The organism is Enterobacter sp. 296B2, from assembly GCF_034106185.1.
Taxonomy (GTDB): Bacteria; Pseudomonadota; Gammaproteobacteria; order Enterobacterales; family Enterobacteriaceae; genus Enterobacter; species Enterobacter cloacae_N.
Map to the genome: position 1 here is coordinate 41,689 of NZ_JAWNCA010000024.1, position 25,160 is coordinate 66,848.

Here is a 25,160-nt window from a genome sequence, read left to right on the forward strand (position 1 = left end):
ACCTTTGAATAATTAACGAAAAAATTCCTTTTTGCCACCCTCACATACAAAAAAAGCGGGGTCGATCCTGATTACATTTCACTGAAATTACCGGGCAGGGAAGGTGCATTGCCCCCACTCGTTTATTGTTGTTTTTAACGACTACGTCAAGTGGAAATCAATTTTATACCTTAATCGGCATTCTCAAGGCTTACGCAGCATAGCGATAGCCGCGAGAAAAGGAGGGCGAGACGGGTATTCAAAAGCGGGGAAATGAGGCAAAGTTATCGCACAAAAGCGTAGCCCGCGGGGATAATGACATGTCAGGACGCATTGATTATCAAATCGAAAAATACAGCTTTGGCGCCGTAGAGGAGAGCCCAAGGCTCACGCACCAGTGGGCAGAAGTTGCCGCTGAGTGCCGCCAACTGAAGGCGGGTGCGGAAGAGCGTTTACGCATTGCCTTACTGAACGTGGATTATGTCACCAGCTTCGAACTGCCGTTCCGACTGGTGCTGACCCGTGCCCCTCAGCTCATCGCCGGGCTGCGCGATGAGTTTCAGCTAAGCCAGAAGAACGTTATCTTTAACGGCAAGCGCTTTGGCTGCGTGTATAGCCTGAAAGCCGATCTCAATGCGATTCCCGAGGCTTTTCAGTACCGCATGAGCACCCGCATTCGGCGGATCGATCCCACCGGACTTACGGCAGAGCCTTTCCGGCAGATTGCCAAAGAGGTAAAAGCGCCGCGTGAGCGACTGAAACTGGCGCTGGAGTCGGGGCTGGCGGTGACGGCTCTCGACGGGCTGTTCTGGCTGGGGAGCCAGCGTATGGCGGCGGATATCGCAGGGTTGCGAAAAAAGGGAATGGCAATCGCGACAGCGGAAACGGACGTTTTTGATGATTATACCGGGACGCACAGGCGGGTCCCGGTTTATCAACGCGTTGGGGATTAGTCGATGGTGCGCAGCAGTTCGTTGATGCCCACTTTACCGCGGGTTTTCGCATCCACTTTCTTCACGATAACCGCACAGTACAGGCTGTATTTACCGTCTTTTGACGGCAGGTTACCGGAAACCACCACGGAGCCCGCAGGAACGCGACCGTAGTGCACTTCGCCGGTTTCACGGTCGTAAATACGGGTGCTCTGACCGATGTAAACGCCCATGGAGATCACGGAGCCTTCTTCCACGATCACGCCTTCTACCACTTCTGAACGCGCGCCGATGAAGCAGTTGTCTTCAATGATGGTTGGGTTAGCCTGCAGTGGCTCCAGAACGCCACCGATGCCGACGCCGCCAGACAGGTGGACGTTTTTACCGATCTGCGCGCAGGAACCGACTGTCGCCCAGGTATCGACCATGGTGCCTTCGTCAACGTACGCACCGATGTTCACATAGGATGGCATCAGCACGGTGTTACGTGCGATGAATGCACCCTGACGTACTGCTGCCGGTGGTACCACGCGGAAACCTTCTTTCTGGAAACGCGCTTCGTCGTAATCCGCGAATTTCATTGGCACTTTATCGAAGTAGCGGCTTTCTGCTCCGTCGATAACCTGGTTATCGTTGATGCGGAAAGAGAGCAGCACGGCTTTCTTCAGCCATTGATGAGTGACCCACTGACCGTCGATTTTTTCTGCCACGCGCAGCGCGCCGGAATCCAGCAGGGAAATAACCTGGTTTACCGCTTCACGGGTCACGGTATCCACATTTGCCGGAGTGATCTCGGCGCGACGCTCAAAAGCGGACTCAATAACGTTCTGTAACTGCTGCATTGTTTACTCTTTCCATTTCACTAAAAAACACGTCACCCTTTATCGTTTGGATTGAGGGCTGCTGTCAACCGTTGTTGCACTTCAAGCTGCAGGTCATTATTAAGGGCACGCCGGTCGGCGGTGGCGATTATAAATAAATCTTCTACTCGCTCGCCAATGGTTGTAATTCGGGCCCCATGGAGCGAAATTCCCAGATCGGCAAAAACCTGGCCGACGCGGGCGAGCAACCCTGGCTGGTCGAGCGCGATCAGCTCCAGGAACGATTTACGGTCGGTATGGGTCGGCAGGAAGTTGACCTCGGTATCGACGGTAAAATGACGCAGTTTCGCCGGCTGACGGCGCGGCTGCGGTGGCTGCCAGCTGCGCTGGGTAATCGCCTGCTCCAGACCAAAGCGTATCCCTTCATGCCTGTCCGAGGACAGCGGGCTGCCGTCCGGCTCCAGCACAATAAAGGTATCCATCGCCATGCCGTCGCGGGTGGTAAAAATCTGCGCGTCGTGAACGCTCAGGTTACGCCTGTCCAGCTCGGCGCAGACGGCAGCAAACAGATAAGGCCGGTCCGGGCTCCAGATGAATATCTCCGTTCCGCCGCGCGTGGCCTGCGGGCTCAGCAGGATCATCGGCTGAGACAGATCATGCTTCAGCAGGTGCCGCGCGTGCCAGGCAAGCTGGTTTGGGCTATGGCGCACAAAATAGTTGGCACGGCAGCGGGCCCAAATCTGATGCAGCGCTTCTTCATCAATGTTATCCATCCGCAGCAGCGCCAGCGCCTGCAGCTGGTGATGACGCACGCGCTCGCGCATGTCCGGGGTGTTTTGCATCCCGCGACGCAGCTGTTTTTCGGTGGCGAAGTACAGTTCGCGCAGCAGGCTCTGCTTCCAGCTGTTCCACAGGGTTTCGTTGGTGGCGCAAATATCGGCCACCGTCAGGCAGACCAGGTAGCGCAGGCGATTTTCCGTCTGGACTTCTTCGGCGAACTGCTTGATCACTTCCGGATCCTGAATATCACGACGCTGGGCGGTAACCGACATCAGCAGGTGATGGCGCACCAGCCAGGCGACCAGCTGCGTTTCACGCGAGTTGAGACCGTGCAGTTCGGCAAATTTCAGCACGTCCTGCGCGCCCAGCACCGAGTGATCGCCGCCGCGGCCCTTGGCGATGTCGTGGAACAGGGCGGCAATCAGGATCAGTTCAGGGTGGGTCAGGCGCGGCCACAGCTCCACGCACAGCGGGTGGCGGGGCCGCGTCTCTTCTTTCGCAAAGCTTTCCAGCTTGAGCATGACGCGGATCGTATGTTCATCCACCGTATAGGCGTGGAACAGATCAAACTGCATCTGCCCGACGATGTGCGACCACTGCGGCATATAGGCCCACAGCACGCTGTGGCGGTGCATCGGTAGCAGACCGCGGCTGACGGCGCCCGGGTGGCGGAGCATGCTCAGGAACAGCGACCGCGCTTCCGGGATATAGCACAGCGGCTGCGTCAGATGACGGCGCGCGTGGCGCAGATGGCGCAGGGTGGTGGAGTAGATCCCGGTGATGGTGCTGTTGCGCACCATGGTGTAGAACATCCGCAGGATTGCTTCCGGCTCGCGGATAAACAGCGTTTCGTCGCGCAGATCGATCAATGTGCCGCGCAGCTGGAATTCGTCATCAATCGGGCGCGGCTTTTCGTCCGCCGTCAGGGCGAGGATTGCTTCATCAAACAGCTGCAACAGCATCTGGTTCAGCTCGGTGACCCGGCGGGTGACGCGGAAGAAATCCTTCATCATCTGCTCAACCGGCTCGTTACCTTCGCCCTGATAATTCAGCCGCTGTGCCACGCTGAGCTGGCGGTCGAACAGCAGGCGGTTATCGTAGCGGGTAACTTCCAGATGCAGGGCAAAACGGATGCGCCACAGCAGGTGCAGACACTCGTTTAGCTCGTTACGTTCGGCCTCGGTCAGGAAGCCAAAGCCGACCATCTCGTCCATTGAGGTGGCGCCAAAGTGGCGACGGGCGACCCACTGTAACGTGTGGATGTCGCGCAGGCCGCCGGGGCTGCTTTTAATATCGGGTTCAAGATTATAGCTGGTGCCGTGGTAGCGCTGGTGGCGCTGGTTTTGCTCCTCGACCTTAGCGGCGAAGAATTTCTCAGATGGCCAGAAGCCGTCGCTGAAAATATGCTTTTGCAGCTCCAGGAACAGCGCGACGTCGCCAATCAGCAGACGGGTTTCAATCAGGTTGGTGGCGACGGTCAGGTCAGATAACCCCTCCAGCAGGCACTCTTCCAGGGTGCGCACGCTGTGGCCCACTTCAAGCTTGACGTCCCAGAGCAGGGTCAGCAGTTCGCCAATTTTTTGCGCCTGTTCGTCCGGCAACTTTTTGCGGCTTAAGATCAGGAGATCGATATCGGAGAGCGGATGAAGCTCTCCGCGGCCATAGCCCCCGACGGCAACCAGCGCAACATCACTGATTTGCCCAAATCCGTAATCGATCCACAAACGCTGCAGCAGCTGGTCGATAAATTCGGTGCGCGCTTCAATGAGCTGCTCGGCAGATACGCCCGCGTCGAACGCGCTGCCCAGCCAGCGATGGAAAACGTCCATATGGGCTTTTATGTGCGCGCAGGTCAGCTCGTGCGGCGGCCAGACGCCCGGGTTATCGGGCTGGTCGGGGAGGGTGGGAAGTGCTGTGTTAGCATACTGTTCGGGTAATAGATTACTCATCGTGCGCCACCCATAAGAAAAAGCTATCGCCATTAAAAAAGCCGGCATTTGCCGGCTTCTTATCACTCAATGTTCGTCAGTATCGCCGGGATGGTGTCATCCTTGCGCAACGTCATAATTTCGCAGCCGTTGTCCGTTACCACAATAGTATGCTCGTACTGGGCAGACAAGCTTCTGTCTTTGGTTTTCACCGTCCAGCCGTCTTTCATGGTGCGAATGCGGTAGTCACCGGCGTTGACCATCGGTTCGATGGTGAAGGTCATCCCTTTTTGCAGTACCACGCCGCCGTCATCGGCATCATAGTGCAGAACCTGCGGTTCTTCATGGAAGACGCGGCCAATGCCGTGACCGCAGTACTCGCGCACCACGGAGAAACCTTCCGCTTCCACAAATTTCTGAATTGCGGCACCGAGGGTGCGCAGGCGAATACCCGGTTTAACCATTTTCAACGCCAGGTAAAGGCTCTCTTGCGTCACTTTGCACAGACGCTCGCCCAGAATCGTTGGTTTGCCAACGATGAACATTTTTGAGGTGTCACCGTGGTACTCGTCTTTAATGACGGTCACGTCGATGTTGACGATGTCGCCATCTTTCAGCAGTTTTTCGTCGTCAGGAATACCGTGGCAAACCACTTCATTAATAGAGATGCAGACGGATTTCGGGAAACCGTGGTAGCCGAGACAGGCGGAAACCGCGTGCTGCTCGTTAACGATATAGTCATTACAGATGCGATCCAGTTCGCCGGTGCTGACGCCCGGCTTCACGAACGGCTCGATCATTTCCAGCACTTCCGCGGCCAGACGACCGGCGACGCGCATCTTTTCAATTTCTTCAGGTGTCTTAATAGAGATAGCCATGTAATCTGTCCATCGGTGTCGATTTTTTCGACAATACTAGTCTAAGTGTCGTCAATGGTATCAGTCAGGCACGCTCCGTGCCAAATTGAGAATCATTAACAGCACACTCCGCCAACAACTGTTGGTTTCTGGTCGTGTTTTGTGGTATAAAGCGCGCCGGACTTCCGATCCATCTCAGATACACAGGCTGGACGGAAGCGACAAATCTCACTTTGTGTAACAACACACACGTATCGGCACATATTCCGGGGTGCCCTTCGGGGTCGGTAATATGGGATACGTGGAGGCATAACCCCAACTTTCAATATAGAGGTTTTAAAACATGGCAACTGTTTCCATGCGCGACATGCTCAAGGCTGGTGTTCACTTCGGTCACCAGACCCGTTACTGGAACCCGAAAATGAAGCCTTTCATCTTCGGCGCGCGTAACAAAGTTCACATCATCAACCTTGAGAAAACTGTACCAATGTTCAACGAAGCCCTGGCTGAGCTGAACAAGATCTCTTCCCGTAAAGGTAAGATTCTGTTCGTTGGTACTAAGCGCGCTGCAAGCGAAGCTGTGAAAGATGCTGCTAACAGCTGCGACCAGTTCTTCGTGAACCATCGCTGGTTGGGCGGCATGCTGACCAACTGGAAAACTGTTCGTCAGTCCATCAAGCGCCTGAAAGATCTGGAAACCCAGTCTCAGGACGGTACTTTCGACAAGCTGACTAAGAAAGAAGCGCTGATGCGCACTCGTGAACTGGACAAGCTGGAAAACAGCCTGGGCGGTATCAAAGATATGGGCGGCCTGCCAGACGCGCTGTTCGTAATCGATGCAGACCACGAGCACATCGCTATCAAAGAAGCTAACAACCTGGGTATCCCGGTATTCGCTATCGTTGATACCAACTCCGATCCGGACGGTGTTGACTTCGTTATCCCGGGTAACGACGACGCAATCCGTGCTGTTAGCCTGTACCTGAGCGCTGTAGCTGCTACCGTTCGTGAAGGCCGTTCCCAGGATCTGGCTTCTCAGGCGGAAGAAAGCTTCGTAGAAGCTGAATAATAAGGTTTTACCCCTTATTAGTACCGTGTATGAATAGGGGCCCATTATCGGCCCCTTTTTTCAATTTACACTGTTTGGCCTCCGGCCGGGCAGTTCACATCTCCCGAGGATTTAAGAATGGCTGAAATTACCGCATCCCTGGTAAAAGAGCTGCGCGAGCGTACTGGCGCAGGCATGATGGATTGCAAAAAAGCGCTGACTGAAGCGAACGGCGACATCGAGCTGGCAATCGAAAACATGCGTAAATCCGGTGCGATCAAAGCAGCTAAGAAAGCAGGCAACGTTGCTGCTGACGGCGTGATCATCACTAAAATCGACGGCACCTACGGCATCATTCTGGAAGTTAACTGCCAGACTGACTTCGTTGCTAAAGATGGCGGTTTCCAGGCATTTGCGAACAAAGTTCTGGACGCAGCTGTTGCTGGCAAAATCACTGACGTTGAAGTTCTGAAAGCACAGTTCGAAGAAGAACGTGTTGCGCTGGTTGCTAAAATCGGTGAGAACATCAACATCCGTCGCGTATCTTCCCTGGAAGGCGAAGTACTGGGTTCTTACCAGCACGGCGCACGTATCGGTGTTCTGGTTGCGGCTAAAGGCGCTGACGAAGAGCTGGTTAAACAGCTGGCTATGCACATCGCTGCAAGCAAACCAGAATTCGTTAAGCCAGAAGACGTGTCTGCTGAAGTGGTAGAGAAAGAGTACCAGGTTCAGCTGGACATCGCGATGCAGTCTGGTAAGCCAAAAGAAATCGCAGAGAAAATGGTTGAAGGCCGCATGAAGAAATTCACCGGCGAAGTTTCTCTGACTGGCCAGCCTTTCGTTATGGATCCAAGCAAGTCTGTTGCTCAGCTGCTGAAAGAGCACAACGCTGACGTAACTGGCTTCATCCGCTTCGAAGTGGGCGAAGGCATCGAGAAAGTTGAGACTGACTTCGCAGCAGAAGTTGCTGCAATGTCCAAGCAGTCTTAATGATTGAAAAGGAGCCGCCTGAGGGCGGCTTCTTTTTGTCACCCGTCACAGGAAATCAGACAGGCTCCAGTATCGCTGTACTGATTTGCGGCATATTATGTCGCCAGAATTAACTCCCATCTTAATCGTTGACAGTCTCAGGAAAGAAACATGGCTACCAATGCAAAACCCGTGTACAAACGCATTCTGCTTAAGCTGAGTGGCGAAGCGCTGCAGGGATCGGAAGGCTTCGGTATTGACGCAAGCATCCTTGATCGCATGGCACAGGAAATCAAAGAACTGGTCGAACTGGGTATCCAGGTTGGCGTGGTCATTGGCGGTGGCAACCTTTTCCGTGGTGCTGGTCTGGCGAAAGCGGGGATGAACCGCGTTGTGGGCGACCACATGGGTATGCTGGCAACCGTGATGAATGGCCTGGCAATGCGTGACGCCCTGCATCGCGCTTATGTGAACGCCCGCCTGATGTCCGCGATTCCACTGAATGGCGTATGCGATAATTACAGCTGGGCAGAGGCCATCAGCCTGCTGCGCAACAACCGCGTGGTGATCCTCTCCGCCGGTACGGGTAACCCGTTCTTTACGACCGATTCCGCTGCCTGCCTGCGCGGTATCGAGATCGAAGCTGATGTGGTACTGAAAGCGACCAAAGTCGATGGCGTGTTTACTGCCGACCCGGCAAAAGATCCTTCTGCCACCATGTACGATCAGCTGAGCTACAGCGAAGTGCTGGATAAAGAGCTGAAAGTGATGGATCTTGCCGCCTTCACGCTGGCTCGCGACCACAAATTGCCGATCCGCGTCTTCAACATGAACAAACCTGGCGCACTGCGTCGCGTGGTCATGGGCGAAAAAGAAGGCACTTTGATCACGGAATAATTTCCGTTGACGATAAATACAGGTAAGATTCCGCTTTACTTTGTAGTGGTATCTTACCTGGACGCGCCTTTGGCGTTGTCATGAATTAAACGCGACTATACTTAGCACACCTGTAGCGCTGTGCTGGCGGATAGTCTGCCTGAGACAAGTTTTCAAGGATTCGTAACGTGATTAACGACATCAGAAAAGATGCTGAAGTACGCATGGACAAATGCGTAGAAGCGTTCAAAAACCAAATCAGCAAAATCCGTACTGGCCGTGCTTCCCCAAGCCTGCTGGATGGCATCATCGTAGAATACTACGGTACGCCAACGCCTCTGCGCCAGCTGGCGAGCGTGACGGTTGAAGATACCCGTACGCTGAAAATCAACGTCTTCGATCGCTCTATGAGCCCGGCCGTTGAGAAAGCGATCATGGCCTCTGACCTGGGTCTGAACCCAAGCTCTGCAGGCGCTGACATCCGCGTTCCGCTGCCTCCGCTGACGGAAGAACGTCGTAAAGACCTGATCAAAGTGGTTCGCGGTGAAGCTGAGCAGGGTCGTGTTTCCGTGCGTAACGTGCGCCGTGATGCGAACGATAAAGTGAAAGCACTGCTGAAAGAAAAAGAGATCAGCGAAGATGACGATCGTCGTTCTCAGGACGACATTCAGAAAATGACCGACGCTGCCATCAAGAAAATTGATGCGGCGCTGGCAGAAAAAGAAGCGGAACTGATGCAGTTCTGATTTCTGTCGTACACTGATAAACGCCGTTCAGAGGGACTTCGGGTCTTGCTGGCGGCGTTTTGCTTTTATCTGGTCTAACTTTTTTCGGGCATCTCATGAAGCATTTAACACTCCTCGGCTCAACCGGCTCCATCGGTTGCAGTACTCTCGACGTCGTCCGCCATAATCCTGAACTTTACACCGTGACAGCGCTGGTGGCCGGTAAGAATGTGCAGCGTATGGTCGAGCAGTGCCTGGAGTTTATGCCCCGCTACGCGGTGATGGATGACGAAGAGAGCGCGCGTCTGCTGAAAGCCCAGCTGCGGGAGAAGGGCAGCCGAACCGAGGTGCTGAGCGGCCAGCAGGCGGCCTGCGAGATGGCTGAGCTGGATGAAGTTGACCAGGTTATGGCGGCCATCGTCGGAGCGGCCGGGCTGCTGCCGACACTTGCTGCGATCGATGCCGGTAAAGACGTTTTGCTCGCCAATAAAGAGTCGCTTGTTACCTGTGGCCGCCTGTTTATGGACGCGGTAAAACAGCGTGGGGCGCGCCTTTTGCCGGTTGACAGCGAGCACAACGCCATTTTTCAGAGTTTACCGCAACCTTTTCAACAGAACCTGGGGTACGCTGACCTGGAGCAGAATGGCGTCGTGTCGATTCTGCTTACCGGGTCTGGTGGCCCGTTCCGTGAAACGCCACTGTCTGAACTGCGCGCAATGACGCCGGACCAGGCATGCCGTCATCCGAACTGGTCAATGGGGCGTAAAATCTCCGTTGACTCAGCCACCATGATGAACAAAGGTCTGGAATACATTGAAGCGCGCTGGCTGTTTAATGCGTCAGCGAAGCAGATGGAAGTACTGATCCACCCGCAGTCGGTGATTCACTCGATGGTGCGCTATCAGGATGGCAGCGTGCTGGCACAGCTCGGCGAGCCGGATATGCGTACGCCTATTGCCCATTCAATGGCGTGGCCAAACCGGGTGAAATCCGGCGTGAAGCCGCTTGATTTCTGTAAGCTCAGTTCCCTGACGTTCAGTGAACCAGACTACGATCGTTATCCTTGTCTGAAGCTTGCAATGAATGCCTTTGACCAGGGGCAGGCGGCGACGACGGCACTGAATGCAGCCAATGAAATTACCGTTGACGCATTTCTGAATCAGCAGATCCGTTTTACCGATATCGCGACGTTAAATTTATCGGTACTGGAGATGATGGATTTGCGCGAGCCACAAAGCGTGGAAGAGGTGCTGGCGGTGGATACAGCTGCTCGTGATATTGCGCGTAAACAGGTGACACGTCTTGCAAGCTGGTGATAAAGCAAGCACTAGTGGTCGTGCTATTTGTTAGCGTTGGGCTTCAGTGATATAGTCTGCGCCACCTGATCGCAGGAATTTGACTTTATGTGGTCAGGTAAGCCGTGGTTTGACACGGCTTTTTTATGTACAGGCTTAAGTATTCCTGAGTACCGTTAAATCCTTTTCAGGGACAAAAAACGCGTTATGTTGTCTGCGAATCAACCAATAAGCGAAAACTTGCCAGCTCATGGCTGCCGTCATGTAGCAATCATCATGGATGGCAACGGGCGCTGGGCGAAAAGACAAGGGAAAATACGAGCCTTTGGGCATAAAGCGGGAGCGAAATCTGTTCGCCGTGCCGTTTCTTTTGCCGCTAATAACGGCATTGATGCGTTAACGCTCTATGCTTTTAGCAGTGAAAACTGGAATCGACCTCCGCAGGAAGTGACTGCGTTGATGGAATTGTTTGTGTGGGCGCTAGACAGCGAAGTAAAAAGCCTGCACCGCCACAACGTTCGCCTGCGCATCATTGGCGATACCAGTCGTTTTAACTCACGTTTGCAGGAGCGGATTCGTAAAGCAGAAGCGCTGACTGAAAATAATACTGGTCTGACGCTCAACGTTGCGGCGAATTACGGTGGACGCTGGGATATTATCCAGGGCGTTCGGCATCTGGCCGAACAGGTTCAGGAAGGGCTGTTGAGACCCGACCAGATTGATGAAGAGGCGCTGAGCAAGCAAATCTGCATGAATGAACTGGCACCTGTGGATTTGGTAATTAGGACAGGGGGGGAACATCGCATAAGTAACTTTTTGATATGGCAAATTGCCTATGCTGAACTTTACTTTACGGATGTTCTTTGGCCCGATTTTGATGAACAAGACTTTGAAGGTGCGCTGCATGCCTTTGCCAATCGAGAGCGTCGTTTCGGCGGCACCGAGCCAGGTGGCGACAAAGCCTGATGGGGGTAGCTTTTGCTGAAGTATCGCCTGATTTCCGCTTTTGTTTTAATACCCATTGTCATTGCGGCGCTGTTTTTACTGCCCCCGGTGGGATTCGCCATTGTTACGCTGGTAGTGTGCATGCTCGCCGCGTGGGAATGGGGACAGTTTAGCGGCTTTACCTCGCGCAGCCAGCGAGTATGGCTTGCGGTACTCTGTGGCTTTATCCTGGCCATAATGCTGTTTACGTTGCCTGAATATCACCATGATATTCATCAACCGCTGGTTGCCGGCTCCTTGTGGATATCGTTGGCCTGGTGGGTTGCCGCGCTGTTGCTGGTTCTTTTTTATCCAGGCTCCGCGGCATTATGGCGTCATTCAAAAGTGCTGCGACTGATTTTTGGTTTGCTCACCATTGTTCCGTTTTTCTGGGGCATGGTCGCGCTGCGAGCCTGGCACTATGACGAAAACCATTACAGTGGTGCGATCTGGCTGCTTTATGTGATGATTCTCGTCTGGGGGGCTGACTCCGGGGCCTATATGTTTGGTAAACTGTTTGGCAAACATAAGCTGGCACCAAAAGTTTCTCCGGGTAAAACCTGGCAAGGCTTCATCGGCGGCTTGTTTACGGCAGCGATCATCTCCTGGGGCTATGGCGTCTGGGCAGATCTGGCCGTAGCACCGTCAATACTGCTGGTGTGCTCGATTTTTGCTGCACTTGCCTCAGTGCTCGGTGATTTAACCGAAAGTATGTTTAAGCGTGAAGCAGGGATTAAGGACAGCGGACATCTTATTCCAGGGCATGGCGGTATACTGGATCGCATTGACAGCCTGACAGCGGCTGTTCCAGTATTTGCTTGCCTGCTTTTACTGGTATTCGGGACGATTTAACGGAAGGTTTTATGCTGAGCATTCTCTGGAATCTGGCGGCGTTCATTGTTGCACTGGGTGTACTGATTACCGTGCATGAATTTGGCCATTTCTGGGTTGCTCGCCGTTGTGGTGTGCGGGTAGAGCGATTCTCCATTGGTTTTGGCAAATCACTCTGGACGCGCACCGACCGTCACGGCACGGAATTTGTCATCGCCCTTATCCCGCTTGGCGGCTACGTCAAAATGCTCGACGAACGCGTTGAGCCTGTCGCTCCTGAACTGCGGCACAGTGCGTTTAACAACAAAACCGTTGGACAACGCGCCGCCATCATTGCTGCCGGACCGGTAGCCAACTTCATCTTTGCGATTTTCGCTTACTGGCTGGTGTTTATCATCGGCGTCCCTGGCGTGCGTCCGGTAGTGGGGGAGATTGCCCCTGACTCCATCGCGGCGAGTGCGCAAATTACGTCCGGGATGGAACTTAAAGCGATTGATGGCATCGAAACCCCTGATTGGGATGCCGTGCGACTGCAGCTGGTAGCCAAAATTGGCGATCCGCAGACAACCATCAGCGTATCGCCGTTTGGGTCAGACGCGCGTCAGGACAAAGTACTGGATTTACGCCACTGGCGTTTCGAGCCAGACAAAGAGGATCCCGTCGCTGCGCTGGGCATTCGTCCCCGCGGCCCGCAGATTGAGCCGGTGTTAGCCGAAGTACAGGCAAATTCGGCGGCGAGTAAAGCAGGTTTGCAAGCTGGCGACAGGATCGTTAAAGTCGATGGTCAACCATTAACAGAGTGGATGACCTTTGTTACTCTGGTGCGCGATAATCCGGGGACGTCCCTCGCGCTGGAAGTTGAAAGGCAAGGTAGTCCGCTTTCGCTGACGCTGATCCCGGATACGAAGTCGGTCGGCAAAAAGGCAGAAGGGTTTGCAGGCGTTGTGCCAAAAGTGATCCCGCTGCCAGATGAGTACAAGACAATACGCCAGTATGGGCCGTTCAGCGCCATTCTTGAAGCCACGGATAAAACATGGCAACTGATGAAGCTGACGGTCAACATGTTGGGGAAATTGATAACCGGTGATGTGAAACTGAACAACCTCAGTGGGCCAATCTCGATTGCTCAGGGGGCTGGGATGTCAGCGGAGTTCGGGGTGATTTACTATCTCATGTTCCTCGCGCTTATTAGCGTGAACCTTGGGATTATCAACCTGTTCCCGCTTCCCGTTTTAGACGGGGGTCATCTGCTGTTTTTAGCGATTGAAAAGCTAAAAGGCGGACCGGTATCCGAGCGAGTTCAAGACTTTAGTTATCGCATTGGCTCGATTTTGCTGGTGCTGTTAATGGGGCTTGCACTTTTCAATGATTTCTCTCGGTTGTAAGAGAGTTAGTTAGGAAGAACGCATAATAACGATGGCGATGAAAAAGTTGCTCATAGCGTCGCTGCTGTTTAGCAGCGCCACCGTATACGGTGCTGACGGGTTCGTAGTGAAAGACATTCATTTCGAAGGCCTTCAGCGTGTCGCCGTTGGTGCGGCCCTCCTCAGTATGCCTGTGCGCCCCGGCGATACGGTTAATGATGATGATATCAGTAACACCATCCGTGCTCTGTTTGCCACCGGCAACTTTGAGGACGTCCGCGTCCTGCGCGATGGTGATACGCTGCTGGTACAGGTAAAAGAACGTCCAACGATCGCCAGTATCACTTTCTCCGGTAACAAGTCGGTGAAAGATGACATGCTCAAGCAAAACCTTGAAGCATCGGGTGTTCGTGTGGGTGAATCTCTGGACCGCACAACCCTTTCAGACATTGAAAAAGGTCTGGAAGACTTCTACTACAGCGTCGGTAAATACAGCGCCAGCGTGAAAGCGGTTGTCACTCCGCTCCCACGTAACCGTGTTGACCTGAAACTGGTCTTCCAGGAAGGTGTTTCTGCGAAGATCCAGCAGATCAACATTGTGGGTAACCACGCGTTCAGCACCGACGAACTGATCTCGACCTTCCAGCTGCGCGATGAAGTGCCGTGGTGGAACGTAGTTGGCGATCGTAAATACCAGAAGCAGAAACTGGCGGGCGACCTTGAAACCCTGCGCAGCTACTATCTGGATCGCGGTTATGCCCGCTTCAACATCGACTCGACTCAGGTCAGTCTGACTCCGGACAAGAAAGGTATCTACATTACGGTTAACATCACTGAAGGCGATCAGTACAAGCTTTCTGGTGTTGAAGTGAGTGGTAACCTGGCGGGGCATTCTGCTGAGATCGAATCGCTGACCAAAATTCAGCCAGGCGATCTGTATAGCGGCTCCAAAGTCACCAAAATGGAAGACAGCATTAAGAAGCTGCTCGGCCGCTATGGTTACGCCTATCCGCGCGTACAGACTCAACCGGAAATCAACGACGCGGATAAAACCGTTAAGCTGCACGTTAACGTTGATGCGGGCAACCGTTTCTACGTGCGTAAGATCCGCTTCGTCGGTAACGACACCTCCAAAGACTCCGTTTTGCGCCGCGAAATGCGCCAGATGGAAGGTGCGTGGCTGGGCAGCGACCTGGTCGACCAGGGTAAAGAGCGTCTGAACCGTCTGGGCTATTTTGAAACTGTAGACACTGAAACCCAGCGTGTACCGGGGAGCCCGGATCAGGTTGATGTCGTTTATAAAGTGAAAGAGCGTAACACCGGTAGCTTTAACTTCGGCGTGGGCTACGGCACGGAAAGCGGCGTGAGTTTCCAGGTGGGCGTCCAGCAGGATAACTGGCTGGGTACGGGTTACTCTGTTGGTATTAACGGTACCAAAAACGACTACCAGACCTACTCTGAGTTCTCCGTTACTAACCCATACTTCACCGTTGACGGTGTAAGCCTGGGCGGTCGTATCTTCTATAACGACTTTAAAGCGGATGATGCAGATCTGTCTTCCTACACCAATAAAAGTTACGGTGTGGACGGAACGCTTGGCTTCCCGGTTAACGAATACAACACCCTGCGCGCGGGCTTAGGTTACGTGCATAACGACCTGTCCAACATGCAGCCGCAGGTGGCGATGTGGCGTTATCTGGACTCTATCGGCCAGTCTGCAAGCACGTCCAGCGATGACAACGGTTTTGCTGCAGATGACTTCACCTTCAACTACGGCTGGACTTACAACCGTCTTGACCGCGGTTACTTCCCAACGGAAGGCTCTCGCGTCAACCTGAACGGTAAGGTGACCATTCCTGGTTCCGATAACGAATTCTACAAGGTGACGCTGGATACCGCGTCCTACTTCCCAATTGATGACGATCACAAGTGGGTGGTTCTGGGTCGTACCCGTTGGGGCTATGGTGACGGTATCGGCAGTAAAGAGTTGCCGTTCTATGAGAACTTCTACGCGGGTGGTTCAAGTACCGTGCGTGGCTTCCAGTCCAACAACATTGGTCCGAAAGCGGTTTATTACGGCGGTAATGATGAAGATAACTGCGCAAGCCGTGATCCAAAACAAGTATGTAGCTCTGATGATGCGGTAGGCGGTAACGCCATGGCCGTGGCCAGCCTGGAGTTCATCACCCCAACGCCATTTATCAGTGATAAATACGCGAACTCCGTACGTACATCCTTCTTCTGGGATGCGGGTACGGTGTGGGATACCAACTGGCAGAATACTGAGCAGATGCGTCTGGCTGGCGTTCCAGACTACAGCGATCCGAGCAATATTCGCATGTCTGCCGGTATCGCATTACAATGGATGTCACCGCTGGGGCCGTTGGTCTTCTCCTACGCCCAGCCGTTTAAGAAATACGATGGAGACAAAGCGGAGCAATTCCAGTTTAACATTGGTAAAACCTGGTAATAATCCGCTGCAACGGAATGCGTTGGCAGTGTAGCGCTGACAACCGGCGATCGGTCAAACGGTCGCCTTGCCACGCAAAGAACGGTACCTTCTGGTGCCAATGGGATGGTAAGGAGTTAATTGTGAAAAAGTGGTTATTAGCTGCAGGTCTCGGTTTAGCGATGGCAACTTCTGCTCAGGCAGCAGACAAAATCGCAATCGTCAACATGGGTAATTTGTTTCAGCAGGTTGCACAGAAAACGGGTGTTTCTGCGACGCTGGAAAACGAATTCAAAGGCCGTGCGAGCGAACTGCAGCGTATGGAAGGCGATCTTCAGTCCAAAATGCAGCGTCTGCAGCGTGATGGTTCTACCATGAAAGCAAGCGATCGCAGCAAACTGGAAAAAGACGTTATGGCTCAGCGCCAGACCTTCTCCCAGAAAGCGCAGGCTTTCGAGCAGGATCGTCAGCGTCGTTCTAACGAAGAGCGTGGCAAGCTGGTGACTCGCATTCAGACTGCTGTTAAAGCAGTTGCTGCCGATCAGAGCATCGATCTGGTTGTTGATGCGAACGCCGTTGCTTTCAACAGCAGCGATGTTAAAGACATCACCGCTGATGTTCTGAAACAGGTTAAATAAGTAATGCCTTCAATTCGACTGGCTGATTTAGCTCAGCAGTTGGATGCAGAATTACACGGTGATGGCGATATCGTCATCACCGCTGTTGCGTCCATGCAATCTGCTAAAGCTGGCACGATTACCTTCATGGTAAGCCCTAAGTACCGTGAACAACTGGCTCAATGCCAGGCGTCAGCTGTTGTTCTGACGCAGGACGATCTTCCCTTTGCCACTGGAAGCGCGCTGGTAGTGAAAAATCCCTACCTGACGTATGCACGCATGGCTCAAATTCTTGATACCACGCCGCAGCCGGCGCAGAACATTGCTGCCAGCGCAGCGATTGATCCGACGGCTAAGCTGGGTAACAACGTGGCCGTTGGCGCGAATGCGGTTATTGAATCTGGCGTTGAGCTGGGCGATAACGTCGTCATTGGCCCTGGATGCTTTGTTGGGAAAAATACGAAAATCGGCGCTGGAACCCGTTTATGGGCCAATGTGTCCGTTTATCATGAAGTTGAAATCGGCGAAAATTGCCTCGTCCAGTCCAGTACCGTGATTGGTTCTGATGGCTTTGGCTACGCGAACGATCGCGGTAACTGGGTTAAGATCCCGCAGCTTGGTCGCGTTATTATTGGCGATCGCGTGGAGATCGGGGCCTGTACAACGATCGACCGTGGTGCACTCGACGACACGATCATTGGTAATGGTGTTATCATCGATAACCAGTGCCAGATTGCGCATAACGTTGTGATTGGCGACAATACCGCGGTTGCGGGGGGCGTCATCATGGCGGGCAGCCTGAAAATTGGTCGTTACTGCATGATTGGCGGCGCGAGCGTGATTAATGGCCATATGGAAATATGCGACAAGGTGACGGTGACGGGTATGGGCATGGTAATGCGTCCTATCACTGAACCTGGCGTCTATTCCTCCGGTATTCCGCTGCAACCCAACAAGGTATGGCGTAAAACAGCAGCTCTGGTGATGAACATTGATGATATGAGCAAGCGACTCAAGTCTCTTGAGCGTAAGATCGATCAACAAGACTAAACGTCACCCGTTTAACGCTATCTTTCCCGGCCTGTCGGCTTTCTAATAAACCGGCAGGCCGTGTTATTATTGTTATCAGTACATTTTGACAGGAAGAGTATTTTGACTACTGACACTCATACTCTGCATATTGAAGAGATTTTAGAACTTCTGCCGCACCGCTACCCGTTTCTGCTGGTAGACCGCGTGCTGGATTTTGAAGAAGGTCGTTTTCTGCGCGCAGTGAAAAATGTTTCCGTGAACGAACCGTTCTTCCAGGGACACTTCCCGGGTAAGCCTATCTTCCCGGGTGTGTTGATTCTGGAAGCGATGGCTCAGGCTACCGGTATTCTGGCGTTTAAAAGCGTCGGTAAGCTGGAGCCGGGTGAACTGTATTACTTCGCAGGTATTGATGAAGCGCGCTTCAAGCGTCCTGTCGTGCCTGGCGATCAGATGATCATGGAAGTCACTTTTGAAAAAACGCGTCGTGGCCTGACTCGCTTCAAAGGCGTAGCGCTGGTTGACGGCAAAGTTGTTTGCGAAGCGACGATGATGTGTGCTCGTAGCCGGGAGTCCTGATACGTGATTGATAAATCCGCCTTTATTCATCCTACCGCTATTGTGGAAACCGGTGCCATCATTGGTGCTAATGTCCACATTGGCCCGTTCTGTATTGTTGGACCCCATGTCGAAATTGGTGAGGGTACAGTACTGAAATCTCACGTTGTCGTGAATGGTCACACGACCATTGGCTGCAATAACGAGATCTATCAGTTCGCTTCCATCGGCGAAGTTAACCAGGATCTGAAATATGCTGGTGAGTCGACCCGTCTGGAAATTGGCGATCGTAACCGCATTCGCGAAAGCGTCACCATTCATCGTGGAACCGTGCAGGGTGGTGGGTTGACGAAGGTGGGCAGCGACAACCTGTTTATGGTTAATGCGCATATCGCGCACGACTGTACCGTGGGTGACCGCTGTATTCTTGCCAACAACGCAACGCTGGCAGGACACGTTTCGGTTGATGACTTCGCAATTATTGGCGGCATGACCGCAGTCCATCAGTTCTGCATCATTGGTGCACACGTGATGGTCGGCGGATGCTCCGGTGTGGCGCAGGACGTCCCACCGTATGTGATTGCGCAGGGCAACCATGCCACGCCGTTTGGCGTGAACATCGAAGGCCTCAAGCGTCGTGGTTTTAGCCGCGAAGCGATTACCGCCATCCGCAACGCGTACAAATTGCTGTACCGTAGTGGTAAAACACTGGAAGAGGCGAAGCCGGAAATTGCCGAACTGGCGAACAAGCATCCTGAAGTGAACGCGTTCATGGAGTTCTTTGACCGTTCAACAAGGGGCCTGATTCGTTAATGGTCGACAGTCGTCCGCTTACGATAGCCCTGGTCGCCGGAGAAACCTCCGGCGATATTCTTGGTGCAGGTCTCATCCGTGCGCTTAAGGCGCGTGTACCCAATGCTCGCTTTGTGGGCGTAGCGGGCCCGCTGATGCAGGCCGAAGGCTGTGAAGCCTGGTATGAAATGGAAGAGCTGGCCGTTATGGGCATCGTTGAGGTGCTGGGGCGCCTGCGACGCTTGCTGCATATTCGTGCCGATCTCACCCGCCGCTTTACCGAACTCAAACCCGATGTGTTCGTCGGTATCGATGCACCCGATTTCAACATTACCCTCGAAGGTAATCTGAAAAAGCAGGGCATCAAAACCATTCACTATGTCAGTCCGTCCGTGTGGGCGTGGCGACAGAAACGCGTTTTCAAAATCGGACGGTCCACCAACCTGGTGCTGGCTTTCCTGCCTTTCGAAAAAGCGTTTTACGACAGATTTAATGTTCCGTGCCGTTTTATCGGTCATACCATGGCGGATGCGATGCCGTTGGATCCGGATAAAAACGCGGCGCGCGACGCGCTGGGCATCCCGCACGATGTGCACTGTCTGGCGCTGCTGCCGGGCAGCCGTGGCGCAGAGGTAGAGATGCTGAGCGCTGATTTCCTGAAGACCGCGCAGATTCTTCGCCAGACCTATCCCGATCTTGAAGTGGTTGTGCCGCTGGTGAATGCCAAACGCCGCGAGCAGTTTGAGCGCATCAAAGCCGAAGTCGCCCCCGGTCTTCACGTCCGTCTTCTCGACGGAAAAGGACGGGAAGCCATGTACGCGAGCGATGCCGCTCTGCTGGCCTCTGGTACGGCGGCGCTGGAGTGTATGCTGGCGAAATGCCCGATGGTGGTCGGTTATCGTATGAAGCCGTTTACCTTCTGGCTGGCAAAACGTCTGGTGAAAACGGATTATGTCTCCCTGCCAAATCTGCTTGCCGGGCGCGAGCTGGTAAAAGAGCTGCTGCAGGATGAGTGCCAGCCGCAGGCGCTGGCGGATGCCCTGCTGCCGCTGCTGGCCAACGGCAAGACCAGCCACCAGATGCACGATACCTTCCGTGAACTGCACCAGCTGATCCGCTGTAATGCTGATGAGCAAGCGGCTGATGCAGTGCTGGAGTTAGCAAAATGATGGAATTTATTTATCCCCACACGCACCTCGTTGCCGGAGTGGATGAGGTCGGACGCGGCCCGCTGGTGGGGGCCGTGGTGACCGCGGCGGTGATCCTCGATCCAACGCGCCCGATTATTGGTCTGAATGACTCAAAAAAACTGAGTGAGAAGCGCCGCCTGGCACTGTTCGATGAAATTAAAGAGAAGGCGCTGGCCTGGAGCGTTGGGCGCGCAGAGCCGAATGAGATTGACGATCTGAATATTCTCCACGCCACGATGCTGGCAATGCAGCGAGCTGTTGCTGGCCTGAAGGTTGTGCCTGAATATGTGCTGATCGACGGTAACCGTTGCCCGGCGCTGCCTATGCCTTCTATGGCCGTCGTTAAAGGCGACAGTCGCGTCGCAGAGATCAGTGCAGCTTCTATTATTGCCAAAGTGACGCGCGATGCCGAAATGGCCGCGCTGGACCTTACTTATCCTCAGTATGGTTTCGGCCAGCATAAGGGGTATCCAACGGCTTTCCATCTGGAAAAGCTGGCTGAACATGGCGCAACCGAACATCATCGGCGCAGTTTTGGCCCGGTGAAGCGCGCGCTGGGACTGGTGTCCTGAATCAATACGCAAGCAATTAAGTAACGCGGAATCTGAAGATGGCTGAACCACGTTTCGTACACCTGCGGGTGCATAGCGACTATTCCATGATCGATGGGCTGGCGAAGACCGGGCCGCTGGTAAAAAAGGCGGCCTCTCTGGGCATGCCCGCGCTGGCGATCACCGATTTTACCAACCTGTGTGGCCTGGTGAAGTTCTACGGAACGGCGCATGGCGCGGGAATGAAGCCTATCGTCGGTGCGGATTTTCATGTGCAGAGCGATCTCATCGGCGATGAGCTGACGCAAATCTCCGTGTTAGCCATGAACAATACGGGCTACCAAAACCTTACCCTGCTTATCTCAAAAGCCTATCAGCGCGGTTACGGCGCACTGGGCCCGTGGATTGACAGGGAATGGCTGGCTGAACTGAACGAAGGGCTGCTGTTGATCTCCGGTGGCCGCATGGGCGATGTCGGTAAATCACTGCTGCGCGGTAACAGCGCGCTGGTGGATCAATGCGTCTCGTTCTATGAAGAGTACTTCCCGAATCGTTACTATCTGGAACTGATTCGAACCGGTCGGCAGGATGAAGAGAACTATCTGCACGCTGCTGTCGCGCTGGCAGAAGAGCGCGGCTTGCCCGTTGTGGCGACGAATGACGTGCGTTTCCTGGAGTCCGGTGATTTTGACGCGCACGAAATTCGCGTTGCTATCCACGATGGCTTCACCCTCGACGATCCGAAACGTCCACGCAACTACTCATCGCAGCAGTACATGCGCAGCGAAGAGGAGATGTGCGAGCTCTTCTCCGACATTCCGGAAGCGCTGGAAAACAGCGTGGAGATTGCCAAGCGCTGTAACGTGACCGTGCGCCTCGGCGAATATTTCCTGCCGCAGTTCCCGACGGGGGACATGACCACGGAAGATTTCCTGGTCATGAAATCGAAAGAAGGTCTGGAAGAGCGTCTCGAATTCCTGTTCCCGGATGAAGAAGAGCGTAAAAAACGTCGTCCGGAGTATGACGAACGCCTGGATATTGAACTTCAGGTGATTAACCAGATGGGCTTCCCTGGCTACTTCCTGATCGTAATGGAGTTTATCCAGTGGTCGAAGGATAACGGCGTTCCGGTTGGTCCGGGCCGTGGCTCGGGGGCGGGCTCGCTGGTGGCGTATGCGCTGAAAATCACCGACCTCGATCCGCTGGAATTTGACCTGCTGTTCGAACGCTTCCTCAACCCGGAACGTGTTTCCATGCCCGACTTTGACGTCGACTTCTGCATGGAAAAACGCGACCAGGTTATCGAGCACGTAGCCGATATGTACGGCCGTGACGCGGTTTCGCAGATCATTACCTTCGGCACCATGGCAGCGAAAGCGGTTATCCGCGACGTGGGCCGCGTGCTGGGTCACCCGTACGGTTTTGTCGATCGTATTTCTAAGCTGGTACCGCCCGATCCGGGCATGACGCTGGCAAAAGCGTTTGAAGCCGAGCCGCAGCTGCCGGAAATCTACGAAGCTGACGAAGAAGTCAAAGCGCTGATCGACATGGCGCGTAAGCTTGAAGGCGTGACGCGTAACGCCGGTAAGCACGCGGGGGGCGTGGTTATCGCCCCGACCAAAATCACCGACTTTGCGCCGCTCTACTGCGACGAAGCGGGCCAGCACCCGGTCACCCAGTTCGATAAGAACGACGTGGAATACGCCGGGCTGGTGAAGTTCGACTTCCTCGGCCTGCGCACGCTGACCATCATTAACTGGGCGCTGGAGATGATCAACGCCCGCCGCGAGAAGAACGGCGAGCCGCCGCTGGATATCGCGGCCATCCCGCTGGATGACAAGAAAAGCTTCGACATGCTGCAGCGCTCGGAGACGACAGCCGTCTTCCAGCTTGAATCCCGCGGCATGAAAGACCTGATTAAACGCCTGCAGCCCGACTGCTTCGAAGATATGATCGCACTGGTGGCCCTGTTCCGTCCGGGCCCGCTGCAGTCAGGGATGGTAGATAACTTCATCGACCGTAAGCACGGACGCGAAGAGATTTCCTACCCGGACGTGCAGTGGCAGCACGAAAGCCTGAAGCCGGTACTGGAGCCAACCTACGGCATCATCCTGTATCAGGAACAGGTCATGCAGATTGCCCAGGTGCTTTCCGGCTATACCCTCGGCGGCGCGGACATGCTGCGTCGTGCTATGGGTAAGAAAAAACCGGAAGAGATGGCCAAGCAGCGCTCTATTTTTGAAGACGGTGCGAAGAAAAACGGCGTTGACGGCGAACTGGCGATGAAAATCTTCGACCTGGTGGAGAAATTCGCCGGGTACGGGTTTAACAAATCCCACTCCGCTGCCTATGCTTTGGTTTCGTACCAGACGCTGTGGCTGAAAGCGCACTATCCCGCTGAGTTTATGGCGGCGGTGATGACCGCCGATATGGACAACACCGAGAAGGTGGTTGGCCTCGTGGATGAGTGCTGGCGTATGGGTCTGAAGATCCTGCCGCCGGATATTAACTCCGGGCTTTACCATTTCCACGTCAACGATGACGGAGAGATCGTCTACGGGATCGGCGCGATCAAAGGCGTGGGTGAGGGGCCGATCGAGGCGATCATCGAAGCGCGTAACAACGGCGGCTACTTCCGCGAGCTATTCGATCTCTGCGCCCGTACCGATACCAAAAAACTGAACCGCCGCGTGCTGGAAAAGCTGATCATGTCCGGCGCGTTCGACAGGCTGGGGCCGCACCGCGCCGCGCTGATGAACTCTCTCGGCGATGCGCTGAAAGCAGCCGATCAGCACGCGAAAGCGGAAGCCATTGGCCAGGCGGATATGTTTGGCGTACTGGCGGAAGAGCCAGAGCAGATTGAGCAGTCTTACTCCAACTGTCAGCCCTGGCCAGAACAGGTGGTGCTGGATGGTGAACGTGAAACGTTAGGTTTGTACCTGACGGGACACCCGATCAACCAATACATCAAAGAAATTGAGCGCTATGTCGGAGGCAACAGGCTAAAAGACATGCATCCGACAGATCGTGGTAAAATCACCACGGCTGCGGGGCTCGTGATTGCTGCAAGGGTTATGGTCACCAAGCGCGGCAATCGTATCGGCATCTGTACGTTAGATGACCGTTCCGGGCGTCTGGAGGTGATGCTGTTCACCGACGCGCTGGATAAATACCAGCAATTGCTGGAAAAAGACCGCATACTTATCGTCAGCGGACAGGTCAGCTTTGATGACTTCAGTGGGGGGCTTAAAATGACCGCCCGCGAAGTGATGGACATTGACGAAGCCCGGGAAAAATATGCTCGCGGGCTTGCTATCTCGCTGACGGACAGGCAAATTGATGACCAGCTTTTAAACCGACTCCGTCAGTCTCTGGAACCCCACCGCTCGGGGACCATTCCAGTACATCTCTACTATCAGAGGGCGGATGCACGTGCGCGGTTGCGCTTTGGCGCAACGTGGCGTGTCTCTCCGAGCGATCGTTTACTGAACGATTTGCGTGGCCTCATTGGTTCGGAGCAGGTGGAACTGGAGTTTGACTAATACAGGAATACTATGAGTCTGAATTTCCTTGATTTCGAACAGCCGATTGCTGAGCTGGAAGCGAAAATCGATTCTCTGACAGCGGTAAGCCGTCAGGATGAAAAACTGGATATTAACATCGACGAAGAAGTGCATCGTCTGCGCGAAAAAAGCGTAGAACTGACGCGCAAAATCTTTGCCGATCTCGGCGCATGGCAGATCGCCCAGCTGGCGCGTCACCCACAGCGTCCGTACACCCTGGATTATGTCCGCCTGGCGTTTGACGAATTTGACGAACTGGCAGGCGATCGCGCATACGCTGACGACAAAGCTATCGTCGGCGGTATCGCGCGTCTGGACGGACGCCCGGTGATGATCATTGGTCATCAGAAAGGCCGTGAAACCAAAGAGAAAATCCGTCGTAACTTCGGTATGCCAGCACCAGAAGGCTACCGTAAAGCCCTGCGACTGATGGAGATGGCCGAGCGTTTCAATATGCCTATCATCACCTTCATCGATACTCCGGGTGCATACCCTGGCGTGGGCGCGGAAGAGCGTGGCCAGTCTGAAGCCATCGCACGTAACCTGCGGGAGATGTCTCGCCTGAAGGTTCCGGTCATCTGCACCGTTATCGGTGAGGGTGGTTCCGGCGGTGCGCTGGCGATTGGCGTGGGTGATAAAGTGAATATGCTGCAGTACAGCACCTATTCCGTTATCTCTCCGGAAGGCTGTGCGTCCATTCTGTGGAAAAGCGCCGACAAAGCGCCGCTGGCCGCTGAAGCGATGGGCATCATTGCGCCACGTCTGAAAGAGCTGAAGCTGATCGACACCGTTATCCCGGAACCTCTGGGCGGCGCGCATCGTAAGCCGGAAGTGATGGCTGCTTCCCTGAAAGCACAGCTGCTGGCCGACCTGGCCGATCTGGACGTCCTGAGCAAAGAAGATCTGCTCAACCGTCGTTACCAGCGTCTGATGACCTACGGTTACGCATAAGCTTCACAATTATCTGAAAAGCCGCACGATGTTGCGGCTTTTTTTATACCTGCCGTTTACCTTAACTATGC

General features: G+C 54.1%; 21 protein-coding genes. 18 read left to right on the forward strand and 3 right to left on the reverse strand.

Annotated elements, in window-relative coordinates:
• Positions 1–299 precede the first annotated feature (299 nt).
• Positions 300–932, forward strand: a complete 633-nt coding sequence (locus URZ40_RS16955) for a DNA-binding protein (RefSeq protein WP_116342611.1) — start codon at positions 300–302, stop codon at positions 930–932.
• Here the strand turns inward: URZ40_RS16955 and dapD are convergent.
• From dapD to map, 3 genes are all read right to left on the reverse strand, one after another.
• Positions 929–1,753: a 2,3,4,5-tetrahydropyridine-2,6-dicarboxylate N-succinyltransferase gene (gene dapD, locus URZ40_RS16960; RefSeq protein ID WP_008501915.1), complete on the reverse strand. Its 825-nt coding sequence runs from the start codon at positions 1,751–1,753 to the stop codon at positions 929–931. The genes URZ40_RS16955 and dapD overlap by 4 nt on opposite strands.
• A 32-nt stretch (positions 1,754–1,785) precedes the next feature.
• Positions 1,786–4,461 (reverse strand): bifunctional uridylyltransferase/uridylyl-removing protein GlnD, encoded by a 2,676-nt coding sequence (glnD, locus tag URZ40_RS16965; protein WP_163330353.1) that lies wholly within the window; start codon positions 4,459–4,461, stop codon positions 1,786–1,788.
• Positions 4,462–4,523: 62 nt separating this feature from the next.
• Complete coding sequence (gene map, locus URZ40_RS16970; RefSeq protein ID WP_028015578.1) at positions 4,524–5,318, reverse strand: type I methionyl aminopeptidase; 795 nt, start codon at positions 5,316–5,318, stop codon at positions 4,524–4,526.
• Between the two features lie 322 nt (positions 5,319–5,640).
• Here map and rpsB point away from each other — a divergent pair, with 322 nt between their 5' ends.
• From rpsB to accA, 17 genes are all read left to right on the forward strand, one after another.
• On the forward strand, positions 5,641–6,366 hold the full coding sequence (gene rpsB / locus URZ40_RS16975; protein ID WP_003856207.1) for a 30S ribosomal protein S2: 726 nt from the start codon (positions 5,641–5,643) through the stop codon (positions 6,364–6,366).
• Positions 6,367–6,483: 117 nt separating this feature from the next.
• Positions 6,484–7,335: a translation elongation factor Ts gene (gene tsf, locus URZ40_RS16980; protein WP_028015579.1), complete on the forward strand. Its 852-nt coding sequence runs from the start codon at positions 6,484–6,486 to the stop codon at positions 7,333–7,335.
• Positions 7,336–7,485: 150 nt separating this feature from the next.
• Positions 7,486–8,211: a UMP kinase gene (gene pyrH, locus URZ40_RS16985; protein WP_008501910.1), complete on the forward strand. Its 726-nt coding sequence runs from the start codon at positions 7,486–7,488 to the stop codon at positions 8,209–8,211.
• Between the two features lie 167 nt (positions 8,212–8,378).
• Positions 8,379–8,936, forward strand: coding sequence for a ribosome recycling factor (frr, locus tag URZ40_RS16990; RefSeq protein ID WP_003856180.1), 558 nt, complete (start codon positions 8,379–8,381; stop codon positions 8,934–8,936).
• A 95-nt stretch (positions 8,937–9,031) separates the two neighbouring features.
• Complete coding sequence (ispC, locus tag URZ40_RS16995) at positions 9,032–10,231, forward strand: 1-deoxy-D-xylulose-5-phosphate reductoisomerase (protein WP_320720900.1); 1,200 nt, start codon at positions 9,032–9,034, stop codon at positions 10,229–10,231.
• Positions 10,232–10,417: 186 nt separating this feature from the next.
• The gene (ispU, locus tag URZ40_RS17000; RefSeq protein WP_028015581.1) at positions 10,418–11,176 is read left to right on the forward strand and encodes a (2E,6E)-farnesyl-diphosphate-specific ditrans,polycis-undecaprenyl-diphosphate synthase; all 759 of its coding nucleotides are present in this window, start codon (positions 10,418–10,420) and stop codon (positions 11,174–11,176) included.
• Between the two features lie 12 nt (positions 11,177–11,188).
• A complete protein-coding gene (gene cdsA / locus URZ40_RS17005) occupies positions 11,189–12,046 on the forward strand; it encodes a phosphatidate cytidylyltransferase (protein WP_116343998.1) in 858 nt (285 codons plus the stop codon).
• Between the two features lie 11 nt (positions 12,047–12,057).
• Positions 12,058–13,410 (forward strand): sigma E protease regulator RseP, encoded by a 1,353-nt coding sequence (gene rseP / locus URZ40_RS17010; RefSeq protein WP_320720901.1) that lies wholly within the window; start codon positions 12,058–12,060, stop codon positions 13,408–13,410.
• A gap of 31 nt (positions 13,411–13,441) precedes the next feature.
• Entirely contained in the window at positions 13,442–15,859 is a 2,418-nt protein-coding gene (gene bamA / locus URZ40_RS17015; protein ID WP_316380902.1) for an outer membrane protein assembly factor BamA, read from the forward strand.
• 122 nt (positions 15,860–15,981) lie between these two features.
• The gene (gene skp / locus URZ40_RS17020) at positions 15,982–16,476 is read left to right on the forward strand and encodes a molecular chaperone Skp (protein ID WP_014882635.1); all 495 of its coding nucleotides are present in this window, start codon (positions 15,982–15,984) and stop codon (positions 16,474–16,476) included.
• Between the two features lie 3 nt (positions 16,477–16,479).
• Positions 16,480–17,505: a UDP-3-O-(3-hydroxymyristoyl)glucosamine N-acyltransferase gene (lpxD, locus tag URZ40_RS17025; RefSeq protein WP_041911190.1), complete on the forward strand. Its 1,026-nt coding sequence runs from the start codon at positions 16,480–16,482 to the stop codon at positions 17,503–17,505.
• Positions 17,506–17,607: 102 nt separating this feature from the next.
• Positions 17,608–18,063 carry a 3-hydroxyacyl-ACP dehydratase FabZ gene (gene fabZ / locus URZ40_RS17030; RefSeq protein WP_010426706.1) on the forward strand — a complete coding sequence of 152 codons (456 nt, stop codon included), beginning with the start codon at positions 17,608–17,610 and terminating at the stop codon, positions 18,061–18,063.
• Positions 18,064–18,066: 3 nt separating this feature from the next.
• Complete coding sequence (lpxA, locus tag URZ40_RS17035) at positions 18,067–18,855, forward strand: acyl-ACP--UDP-N-acetylglucosamine O-acyltransferase (protein WP_023310462.1); 789 nt, start codon at positions 18,067–18,069, stop codon at positions 18,853–18,855.
• Entirely contained in the window at positions 18,855–20,003 is a 1,149-nt protein-coding gene (gene lpxB / locus URZ40_RS17040) for a lipid-A-disaccharide synthase (protein ID WP_316380901.1), read from the forward strand. Before lpxA ends, lpxB begins: the two co-directional genes overlap by 1 nt.
• Positions 20,000–20,596: a ribonuclease HII gene (gene rnhB / locus URZ40_RS17045; protein ID WP_061099164.1), complete on the forward strand. Its 597-nt coding sequence runs from the start codon at positions 20,000–20,002 to the stop codon at positions 20,594–20,596. Before lpxB ends, rnhB begins: the two co-directional genes overlap by 4 nt.
• 38 nt (positions 20,597–20,634) lie before the next feature.
• Positions 20,635–24,117, forward strand: a complete 3,483-nt coding sequence (gene dnaE, locus URZ40_RS17050; protein WP_316380900.1) for a DNA polymerase III subunit alpha — start codon at positions 20,635–20,637, stop codon at positions 24,115–24,117.
• 12 nt (positions 24,118–24,129) lie between these two features.
• Entirely contained in the window at positions 24,130–25,089 is a 960-nt protein-coding gene (accA, locus tag URZ40_RS17055) for an acetyl-CoA carboxylase carboxyl transferase subunit alpha (protein ID WP_013095666.1), read from the forward strand.
• Positions 25,090–25,160: the final 71 nt, after the last annotated feature.